Source organism: Acinetobacter sp. UBA6526, assembly GCF_002434875.1.
GTDB classification, from domain to species: Bacteria; Pseudomonadota; Gammaproteobacteria; order Pseudomonadales; family Moraxellaceae; genus Acinetobacter; species Acinetobacter venetianus.
In genome coordinates this window covers 1-10,085 of record NZ_DJLC01000238.1, presented here as the reverse complement: position 1 = coordinate 10,085, position 10,085 = coordinate 1, and the positions used below count along the sequence as shown (strand labels likewise).

The 10,085-nt window shown below is 37.4% G+C and carries 9 protein-coding genes and 1 pseudogene; 1 reads left to right on the top strand and 9 read right to left on the bottom strand.

Annotation, left to right across the window (positions count from 1 at the left end; translation table 11 throughout):
- Positions 1–1,110 (top strand): hypothetical protein (locus tag B4237_RS16370; RefSeq protein ID WP_286943971.1); only part of this gene is annotated, 1,110 nt, incomplete at its 5' end.
- A 54-nt stretch (positions 1,111–1,164) separates the two neighbouring features.
- Here the strand turns inward: B4237_RS16370 and B4237_RS16365 are convergent.
- The 9 genes and pseudogenes from B4237_RS16365 to B4237_RS16325 form a co-directional block, all read right to left on the bottom strand.
- On the bottom strand, positions 1,165–1,905 hold the full coding sequence (locus B4237_RS16365) for an adenosylcobinamide-GDP ribazoletransferase (protein ID WP_278595246.1): 741 nt from the start codon (positions 1,903–1,905) through the stop codon (positions 1,165–1,167).
- A gap of 97 nt (positions 1,906–2,002) precedes the next feature.
- Positions 2,003–3,585, bottom strand: a pseudogene (locus B4237_RS16360) (histidine-type phosphatase).
- 99 nt (positions 3,586–3,684) lie between these two features.
- Positions 3,685–4,284: a histidine phosphatase family protein gene (locus B4237_RS16355; RefSeq protein ID WP_004879408.1), complete on the bottom strand. Its 600-nt coding sequence runs from the start codon at positions 4,282–4,284 to the stop codon at positions 3,685–3,687.
- A complete protein-coding gene (gene cobT / locus B4237_RS16350; protein WP_278595247.1) occupies positions 4,274–5,344 on the bottom strand; it encodes a nicotinate-nucleotide--dimethylbenzimidazole phosphoribosyltransferase in 1,071 nt (356 codons plus the stop codon). The genes B4237_RS16355 and cobT overlap by 11 nt, the downstream gene beginning before the upstream one ends.
- A gap of 1 nt (position 5,345) precedes the next feature.
- A complete protein-coding gene (cobU, locus tag B4237_RS16345) occupies positions 5,346–5,864 on the bottom strand; it encodes a bifunctional adenosylcobinamide kinase/adenosylcobinamide-phosphate guanylyltransferase (RefSeq protein ID WP_278595248.1) in 519 nt (172 codons plus the stop codon).
- A 2-nt stretch (positions 5,865–5,866) separates the two neighbouring features.
- Positions 5,867–6,490 (bottom strand): 2'-5' RNA ligase family protein, encoded by a 624-nt coding sequence (locus tag B4237_RS16340; protein WP_278595249.1) that lies wholly within the window; start codon positions 6,488–6,490, stop codon positions 5,867–5,869.
- 78 nt (positions 6,491–6,568) lie between these two features.
- Positions 6,569–8,698, bottom strand: a complete 2,130-nt coding sequence (gene mtlD, locus B4237_RS16335; protein WP_278595250.1) for a bifunctional mannitol-1-phosphate dehydrogenase/phosphatase — start codon at positions 8,696–8,698, stop codon at positions 6,569–6,571.
- Positions 8,699–9,042: 344 nt separating this feature from the next.
- A complete protein-coding gene (locus B4237_RS16330) occupies positions 9,043–9,663 on the bottom strand; it encodes a GNAT family N-acetyltransferase (RefSeq protein ID WP_004879402.1) in 621 nt (206 codons plus the stop codon).
- Positions 9,664–9,793: 130 nt separating this feature from the next.
- The gene (locus B4237_RS16325; RefSeq protein WP_286943966.1) at positions 9,794–10,084 is read right to left on the bottom strand and encodes a hypothetical protein; all 291 of its coding nucleotides are present in this window, start codon (positions 10,082–10,084) and stop codon (positions 9,794–9,796) included.
- Position 10,085: the final 1 nt, after the last annotated feature.

Below are 10,085 nucleotides of genomic sequence, written 5' to 3'. Positions count from 1 at the left end.
GTAATTCGATTAGCCAATTGGTACACAGGCTTATCGAAACAGCAGGTTGTTTCAGCACAAATCATTACGAGTTTTAGTGATGATTATCCAAGTGTGAACCGTCTGCTCCCCGTTTGGCGTGTCAATTATGACAATGGGCTTAGAGCCTATGTTGATCCGTCGCAATCAAGACTTGCAACATTGTCAAATGATCAAAAAATGTGGATGGCAAAAATTTTCCGTTTAGGTCATACATGGACTTGGGGTGATCAACCTTGGAAAGGTCAATCACTGATTATGCAACTCGCTTTGATTGGAATCTTGTGCTTAGTTTTTATGGGGTTTGGATTATTTTTTAAAATTCACAATCGTAAAAACCATCGACTACGTCAAAAACCGATTCGATTTTTACATCGTTATCTTGCGGTTAGCTTAAGTACATTTATCTTGTTATGGGTTATAAGTGGTTTTTATCATATTTGGAATAAAAAGCCAGAAATACCTGCATTTAATCCTATTTTTCATGCACAAGATTTAAGTTCTGACGCGTGGAAACGAGCTACACAACATCCAGTTCAAGGTCTAAGCATTGTACCTATTGCATTTAGTACAGATCGTAGTCATGCAGCGTGGTTAATCCTATCGGCAGACAAACCACAGATGCAAGGAAGTATGACCTCAGCAAATGAACATGATCATCACCATCACTCAAAAGATACAGCACCCGCGATTCAAATGATTGATGCATACAGCTCGGAAGATTTAGATGTCCTTGAGCAAAGTAAAATTTTAGCAACAAATTACTTCAATCTAACTATTCATCAACTCAAACAAGCAACTTGGATCACAAGTTTTGGTGGGGAGTACGGTTTTATTAATAAACGCTTGCCTGTCGCGAAAGTAGAAACGAGTTTGAGTAATCAACTTAGAGTTTATATCGAGCCAAGTAGCGGTGTGATCGCAGCTCAAGTCACGCAACAAGATGCTTTGGAAGGATTTAGCTTTGCCTATCTACATAAATGGACATGGTTGCCGATAGATAAGACATTAAGAGATATTCTTCTAGCAACCATTGCTGGATTGATTGCGTTGCTCGTCATCCTCGGTTTTTTCATTCGAGCTAAACGCTAACAACTATCAGACTAATCTTTCTTTGATAAGAGAGATTAGTCACTAAACTCGCATCTAAATATAAAAAGAACCTATCACCACAGTCATGATCAATCCCGTTTCAACTAATTCAATCGTTGCACCAACGGTATCACCTGTAATCCCGCCAATTCTTTTCACAAATAATGATCGAAAAATAATCAGTAGAAAAATAAAGCAGATAAAAACTAGAAACCCTAACCATTTATATAGACAAAGAAATGATAATGTAATGACAAAAACCATCCAACTAGCTACTTTAGGTAGATAATCGGTCAAAGAACTGCCCAAACCTTTTTCACGTACATATTGTGTTGTTAAGAAAAGGAATAAAGGAACACAACGCCCTAATACGGGAAATATCAGCAAAAAGTAATCTAAATGCTGTTCTAGTAGCACATATAAAGCTGCAAACTTTAAAAGACAAACAACAATTAAACTGAGTACACCCATCGGGCCACACGTTGGGTCTTTCATTATTTCCAATGTGCGTTCTGGATCACCAAAACCACCCACCCAAGCATCAGCAGTATCCGCTAAACCATCAAGATGTAAACCGCCCGTTAGCCAAATCCATAACACAAGAATGATACTTGCAATGAGTAAGGTTGGAAGTTTGACCAAGAGAATTGAAGAAGCAAATAAAATAAGACCGATAAGTAGACCAATAACAGGATAAAAAAGAATGGCTTGGCCATTTTGTTTTGCACTTGGCATCGTTTTTAGTTCAACTGGTAGAACCGTCAAAAATTGCAAGGCAATCCAAAAAGGCATCATATTTAATCAGCTTCATTCAATAATTTTTAATTGACAGATTATGAAGAAATAAAATTGGGAATAGCAAGTCTATTCCCAATCAAAAAAGATCAGTTGATTATTGCATTTGATAGCATTGTTTTAATTTTAAATAGTCATAGTAGAAACTATTTGAGTTGGTACGCGCATAATCACATGATGGCTTAAATAAGGTTTCTTTCTCGTTGTAGAACATTTTGACCAAGGTGTTCCCTTGGGCATTTTGGTAAATATCCCACTGTAAATTTGCTGCCATAGGAGAAACCATTTCACCTCGCCATGCACTGTTGTCATAGCTATAGGTCTGACGTAACGGCAACGGTTGCATCATGTTATTTAATTCCAAACTTGTTGCCAATGGAATAATAATTTCAGCATGAGCGAATCTCAAAACAGCAAGATGCGACTGTTTTCTTTCAATAACTGCATCAACTTGGCTAAACAAATCCTGTTTTAATCCTTGCGCCATCGCACTTGTAACACCATTTGATTCGGTAAAACTTGGGCCTTTAGAGTAAAAATCATCAGCATCGTTGAATTCTGCATAAAATTCAGCTGCGTCGGTTGGCATGTATTTATCAAAACTCACACCTTTAAGCTCAGACTGCATTCCACCTGAGATCGAATACAACTCATAAATATAAGCAGCTGCATCTACAGCACTAGCAATCTTATTCTTTCCTTTACCATTTTCAGTCACGGTTTCACCTGATGGAGCAGTAACGGTGTATGAGCCAGTGTTCGAAAAAATATATCCGCTTGTACCTAATTTTTTAATAAATTCAGGTTTAAAAATCGGTGTTAATACACGCATTGCAACCTGTTCAGCACGCGTATTTTCAGCCAGTTCATCTAATTTATTAGCTAAATCAGCATCTTCTTCCTCAAACTGTTGATAAGCCTGACTTGCATCATAAATCGCTTGTTGCTGTACAGATAAAGGCTGCGTTAAATCTTGTTCTTGGTTTAGGCTGTGAAAGTAAAGTTTAAAACGGTCTACACCACCATCTTCAATCGTTGGAACACTACTACTGGCTAAACTGGTATACGAAAACGGTGTAATTTGATTTTTAAGTTCAGGCTGTTGCTGAATCAATTCATTTGTAAAGAATTTAGCACTATCTATTGCGCGATCTACACCAAACTTTGTAATAAAATAGACGCTGGTTGAGCAGCTGCGGTTTTAAATAATGTGGGTAAACGTTGTAATAAACGATCCGCAATACCGCGTTGTTCTTGAATCCCAACCATTGTTTCATTGCCATAACCAAACTGACGAATACCATCAATACCATAACCCAGCAAAATATTTGCTTTCATCATTGCTTCAATATCTGCACCCAGTTGCTCACCTAACGGCGTTAATGCATTCTCGGCTTTGGCTTGTTTCCATAAATTATAAAGCGCTAAATCATATTTAATACTTGATAAACCTCTAGAGCCATGACGAGCAACTAATTCAGTGAATACTGCTTGATAACCTTCAGGAATTTGCTGATAGGTCTTTATTTCTTGCTGTGGTTGGTAAGGTGTTTTGGTTTGATAAAATTTAGATGAGCTATCTGTATCAGGAGTTTTTTGCGAATTTTGAGAATCATCACTATTACAAGCCGTCAATAAAATACTGAGACATAACACACTGCTTTTAAATAATATCTTCATAATTAATTTACTTATAGATAAAGAAATGTCATGTATCTTAGGCAGTGACAATGACAGTTCTATTAAATCGTTAAAATAAAAAATATTAAAGAAAAGTGCTTAATCACGTTCAATAAACGTCAATTGATCTAATGATTTTAATAATTCAATTTGATATAGATTGCCTAATTCAGCTGGCATTTTTAATAAATCATTGAGGTGTTGCTCTCTAGCGAGGCAGGTTAATAACTTGATGACACCACCATGCGTCACAACTAATGCATTTTTCCAATCTTCTGTTTGCATTTGAATTGAAATTTCTTCAAAACCAATCATCACGCGTTGCTTAAATTGGGCTAAAGACTCGCCATTTGGCGCGTGATACTGTGTTGGAAACTGCCAAAAATTTGCCAACAGCTCTGGAAAATTTTCATAAATATGCTGAGTGGCTAATCCTTCCCAGTCACCAAAGTTCATTTCCTTGATGTTCGAATTAACGATGAGAGGTCGTTGTATTTTCACAGCTAATCGTTCTGCAAACAACTGACAACGGCGTAATGGCGAAGTAAAAATGACATCCCAAGACGAACCATTGTCTATATTGTTCTGAATGGTTGATTGCATCTGCAACCAACCTTGTTCTGTCAGCTCATCATCGGTGTGGCCACGCAAGGTATGACTTAAAGTCGTTTCTCCGTGCCGAAGTAAATCAATCAGCAACCTTATCTCCTGATACAGCTGCTTCGGCAAAAGTTGCCATTTGATTATGTAAAGTGCAAGCAAGTTGAATCATTGAAAGCGCTGAACCTGCACCACTGCCTTCACCTAATCTCAAGTTCATTTTTAAAATCGGTCGCGCGTCTAATTCTTTTAAAATGCGTTGATGACCATACTCAGCAGATTGATGTCCAAACAACATCCACGCCCTTGTCTGAGGCTGAATTCGAACAGCACATAATGCAGCAACAGAACTAATGAAACCATCAACCACGATTGGCATTCCAATCTGTGCACAACGGAGAAATGCACCTGTCATTGCTGCGATTTCTAAACCACCTACAGCCGCAAGTATTTTCAAAGCATCATCAGCAACATGTGCTGCATGTAACTTAACTGCTTGATTAATGACAGAAACTTTATGTGCAAGCTGCTGATGATTAATTCCAGTACCAACACCAGTTAGTTGCTCAGCACTTTCATTCAATAACAGACTGGCTAATGCTGATGCAGAACAGGTATTCCCAATACCCATCTCACCAGCAATAAAGATATCCGCCGCTTTAGCTCGAGCAAGATCAACACTCTCTTTCCCTAATTGCATGGCTGCAATGCATTCTTGCTCAGTCATTGCAACTTGCTGTACAAAGTTCGCTGTTCCAGCACGAATACAATGACGCTCAACGCCAGTATATTGGTAAGGCTCACCTACCGTTCCGCAGTCAATCACTTGCAACTGAGCTTGATGATGTTTCGCAATTACACTAATTGCAGCGCCACCTGAAGCAAAGTTTTGCAGCATTTGACGTGTGACAGCTTGTGGATAGGCTGAAATATTTTCCTCTACAACACCATGATCGCCTGCAAAAATCGTAATCCAAGGTTGTTGAATCTGTGGATGAACAGTTCCTTGTAAACTCGCAAGCTGAATCGCAATTTGCTCTAAATCACCCAATGCACCTGTAGGCTTAGTCAATTGTAGTTGACGTTGCTCAGCTTGTGATTGTGCCGCGATATCAGGCTGTTGAATAGACGCTAACCACCAAGAAGCTTGTTCAGACATGTTATTTCTCATCTTTTAAAATCATCGGAAAACCTGCGACACAAAACATCACTTTATTTGCGCTTTGGCCTAAAGCTTGGTGTAAACGCCCTGCTTCGTCGACAAAACGACGGCTTATTTCGCCCATTGGGACAACACCCAGTCCTGTCTCATTACTGACTAAAATAATGTGTGATTTTAATTTCGGTAGCACATTTAATAATTTTTCTGTTTCTATCTGCTGTAAGGCGATATCTTCTGATAGTAATAGATTGGTTAACCATAACGTCAGGCAATCAACCAAAATGACATGATTTTCCTGATCTAGCAGTTGAAGCTGATCCGCGAGTAATATGGGTTCTTCACATAAATGCCAATCTGCTGGGCGTTGTTGTTGATGATATTGAATACGTTGTTGCATTTCCTGATCTAAGGCTTGTGCCGTCGCAACATAAGTAACTGTCAAACCAGTATCTTTTGCGATTTGCTCCGCCAAACGGCTTTTTCCAGAGCGAGCACCGCCTAAAATCAGTTGTAACATATTTAACCTAATCTAATTTGGTGATAAGGATAAAGTAATCCTTGTAAAATCTGAGCTTTATAATAGCCGAAAGTTAAATATTTCACCTGAATTTTAAATGGTTTTATTGCAATGCTTTGAATACGATCCAGCACTAAATCACTTTGCCAAGCATCGTTATACAAACCTAAAGTAATATGCGGACAATACTCAAGTGCAGCTATTTCATCTGAATATTGAGCGAGTTGCTGACGAATCCCATCTAAAATTTTATTGTTATCTTCAACTTGTAGAAATAATGCACTGCTGAAGCTATCCAACTGGGTAATTTCAAGTTCGAAAGGTTCTATTTCCAGCGAGTTTAATGCCTGAACCTGCTGCTTTAATGTATCAATTTCAAAGTCATCATCATAATGTGAAGATTTTGGCGTTAGAAACCCACAAACGAATAAAGTGATGTGGTACTGCCGTTGATTGGAATCGATCAACAAGTCTGAAAATTTTGTTTTAATATGATCTAAATACTGAATAACTTCTGCTTGATCTATTTCGATATACCACACAGCAAAATCTGAACGACCATGATGCCATTCAGAATAATCACGGCGTTCAGTTGAAATGAGCTGAGTAGATGCTTGTAATAACACAACTTTAAACACTTATAGAAAGTTGTGTTATTCAAACATAAATGACTTTAACAATTAAAGTGCTTTTCGTGTATCGCTTTAGGCATATTCAGGATTAAGTTCTAAACTCAAAAAATCGAATTGAATACCTGTTTCTTTCAGTTCATTTTGGATGCCTTGCACGACCAAGCCTGACAAAACTTTCTTCTGGCCATCCGTAATATCCATCTGAGCAATATTTTTGTGAAGATGTTGTGCTACCTCTTCACTATCAAGATTTAAATTTTTAAGTGCATAAACATAACCATACACCGCACCTTTCAATAAATTTTGATAAGGAAGTGCTTGATGAATATGATTTTCAATGCTTCCAAACACACGCTCATTAAAATTAAGCTTTCGCAGCGGATCACGCGCGACACGTTCACATGGATCTTTATAAGCTGATCGACACGAGTTCAGGAAACTTTCAGCCATACGATCTAGTTCTTTGGCTTGATTCGGCACAATATTAACCAAACCTAGTTTCACTTCATCGACAACCTGTTCCGCATATTTCTTGATCTTTGAATCAGCCATTGCAATACCAATCATTTCATGACCGATGGTACTTGCATACCACGCTAGCATTGCATGACAACCATTCCATAAACGGTTCTTAATGATCTGAATATCTGAAATTTGATCAACCAAAATCATTTGGCGCATCTTACTCAATAATGGACTGCGATTTTCAACATAAATCGGCATATCCGTTTCACTATGGAACAAGATTAAGTCCATATTTTGTAAGAACTGACCTGCTTGGAATTGTCCACGCATATCTTCCAGACAGTTAGTAATTTGCTGTTCTTGCTTTTCCGTTAAAGCAGTTTCATCCGAAAGCTCGATGGTTTCATCATTAAGATCAGACTGATACTGCTTAAACAGACGATGCTTAATATTTAACTGGCGATATAAAGCTTGATCGGTGAGTTTTGAAACCATTCTGTTAACAACGGTATCACAGAAGTAATGTTCACTTAAAATGTGCTCAGCAATATCTTCATCTGTAATTTCAAGCAAAGCTTCTCGAATATTTTTTAAGACCAAATACTTGGCACATACTTTATTGAGAATAATCAGGAATGTAATCGGCTCATTGTTCTGCATATCCTGAGACATAAAACGCGCCAACAGCCCTTTGGCAATAATTTTTGCTTCAGATGCAATCGCCTGTTCTGGGAGACAAAGTGCGATTAAACTCGATTGCATATACATCTCGAGCATTTGCTGTTCATTATCAGCGTCAATCACGCTTAGATTTTCAATACGCTCATCATAAGAAGACTGACCATATCGAATACTATAGCTACCAAAGCTATTTACTGACTCAAGATATAAACGATTTCGCGTAGATGCTAACATTCGTTTTGGACGTGTGTAGCCATCCCAATGCGATAAAATTTGGGCAATATAACCACCACCAATTGCCCCGAAGCCATGAATACCAACAGTAAGCTGATTCAAACTTTGCGGAAATGGTTCTTGTAAATGTGGCATACCGATTTCGGGAGTATATTCATCCAAAGCATTCAAAAATTCATACATGTCTTGATAGTAGAATTTTGCTTTAGACAACATTCGGTCATTTGGTTCTTTAATATCTTTAAATAAAATCGTGATACCGCCTGCATCACTCGCAGAACAAATACCATTTTCAGAATCTTCAAACATTAAACATTGTTGTGGCTGTAGATTTAGTTTTTGTGCCGCTTTTAAAAAGATTTCTGGATGAGGCTTACCACGCTCTACTTCATCCCCACAAACCAGTAAATCGAAAAACTTATATACATTTGCATTAATTAAATATTCTTCAGCGATTGCTCTACGACTTGAAGTCGCAACAGCCATACGCAAACCAGACTTGCGTAGTCGCTCTAATACCTGAATGAGACCTTTTTTAATCGGTACACCATTCATACGAACTGATTCTAACTCTAATTCATCAGCGCGCTTTCTTATTTGCGCGTAAGGTACATCCTCACCATAGAACTTTTTCGCTAGTTCTTCAGCAGTTCGAGCACTCAGTCCCAAACATTGCATTAAATAGTCATCAGAGAATTCCTGTCCAATGAGCTCTTCTGAAGCTTGTTTCAATGTTTGAAAACGTAAACGTTCCGTGTCAAACATCGTCCCATCCATGTCAAAAAGCGCCCCTTGAACAGGATAATCATGAAAAATAAGCATTTGTACTCCTTTCTTTTACTATCGCTTTTTATAGATTAACTAAAAAATGAGCATAAAATCCGAATTGTAAATAAATGAAATAAATTTGATCAAAAAACAATCAAATCATTTCAAGCCCACACTATAATTGTAATTTATGGGGAAGTTGACTTGCATAACCATATAAAATATGAGTGCTATTTGATCATATGGATCAATCTACAGAGAGATTAAATATCTAAGGACTTCAGCCAAATTACGTTGATTAGACTTTAAAAAGTAAATAAATATCCAAAGCTATGATTATCACTGAGACATAGTTAACCCCCATGTCTCAGTTGCAGCACCTATATTATTTACGAGATTTAGGCTGGTTGAGCCTCTGATTGTTGTTGTGAAGCTTTGAAATAGCTCTCGAACTTATTATAAAAAGTCTCTCGATAACAGTAGTACAACATCGCCGTTTTTTCTGGCATTGGAATTAACCGCTGGCTTTCATAACACATTTCTTCAACTACAGCCGCATACGGCTTAACGGTATGATCAGGTTCACCTACAATTTTTTTTGCTTGCGAATGTTCAAAAATATAAAAACTTAGTAAACGAATGGTTGGACGTAAGAAACCTTTACCAAAAACTGACTTATCACCAAACAGTAAGTGCCAACCTAGATCTTGCTCATCTCCTTCGTAATAACGGCCTAAACGATCACGTTTCCCTTCATAAATTTCGGTATAACCGACATCTTTACCGTCAATCCCGACAATCAATAAACGTTGATGATCATCTGCCAGCATCTTGTCAAAATAAACCTGTAAATCTAGCTCTGACTTATTCAATTGCCACTGAGGAATCACATGCGGTTCATGCATCCATTGGTGTAAAAGCGGAATATCTTGCGGGTATTGTACTTGACGCAAATAGTATTGCGTTCCGTCTTCATAGTATTCGAAATAGTCTGGAAGTTTTTGTGAAAGCGTAAGCATTATATAATTCCTTGCTTTTACCATTAAATGATAATAATAATCGTTTTCATCAAATGGTGGAATTTATTTTTCTTGTTTTTTGTTAATTTAATTTATTTATAAGAGCGTATTCGCTTCTACCTCGAAAAGCTTAAATAAACGCTAAAAGCTCTAGTGCTGTAAAAATAAAAGCGAAAATGATCGAACCTAACCAAATCAAAATGAAATATTTTCTAAATAGATAAAAACTAAGTACTTGTAAAAAAAATGCTGTTGTTAGTATCACGAATAGCCATGTTAAAGGTCCAACTGAAGAACCTTCATAATGACAATTCATTAGCAATGAAATCATCAGGAATAAAACTGTTAGCCAAGGCAAAACTCTTTTAAGATTTTGATTTAACCCATCGTATTTCAGATGCTTCTGACCAAACTGACTCAAC

Excerpts from the sequence above, each read along its gene's own strand:
- cobU (WP_278595248.1), bottom strand. The coding sequence starts at position 5,864 with ATGTTACAACTGATTTTAGGCGGTGCTCGCTCTGGAAAAAGCCGTTTG.
- B4237_RS16330 (WP_004879402.1), bottom strand. The coding sequence starts at position 9,663 with ATGCTTACGCTTTCACAAAAACTTCCAGACTATTTCGAATACTATGAA.
- B4237_RS16365 (WP_278595246.1), bottom strand. The coding sequence starts at position 1,905 with ATGATGCCTTTTTGGATTGCCTTGCAATTTTTGACGGTTCTACCAGTT.
- cobT (WP_278595247.1), bottom strand. The coding sequence starts at position 5,344 with ATGTCTGAACAAGCTTCTTGGTGGTTAGCGTCTATTCAACAGCCTGAT.
- mtlD (WP_278595250.1), bottom strand. The coding sequence starts at position 8,698 with ATGCTTATTTTTCATGATTATCCTGTTCAAGGGGCGCTTTTTGACATG.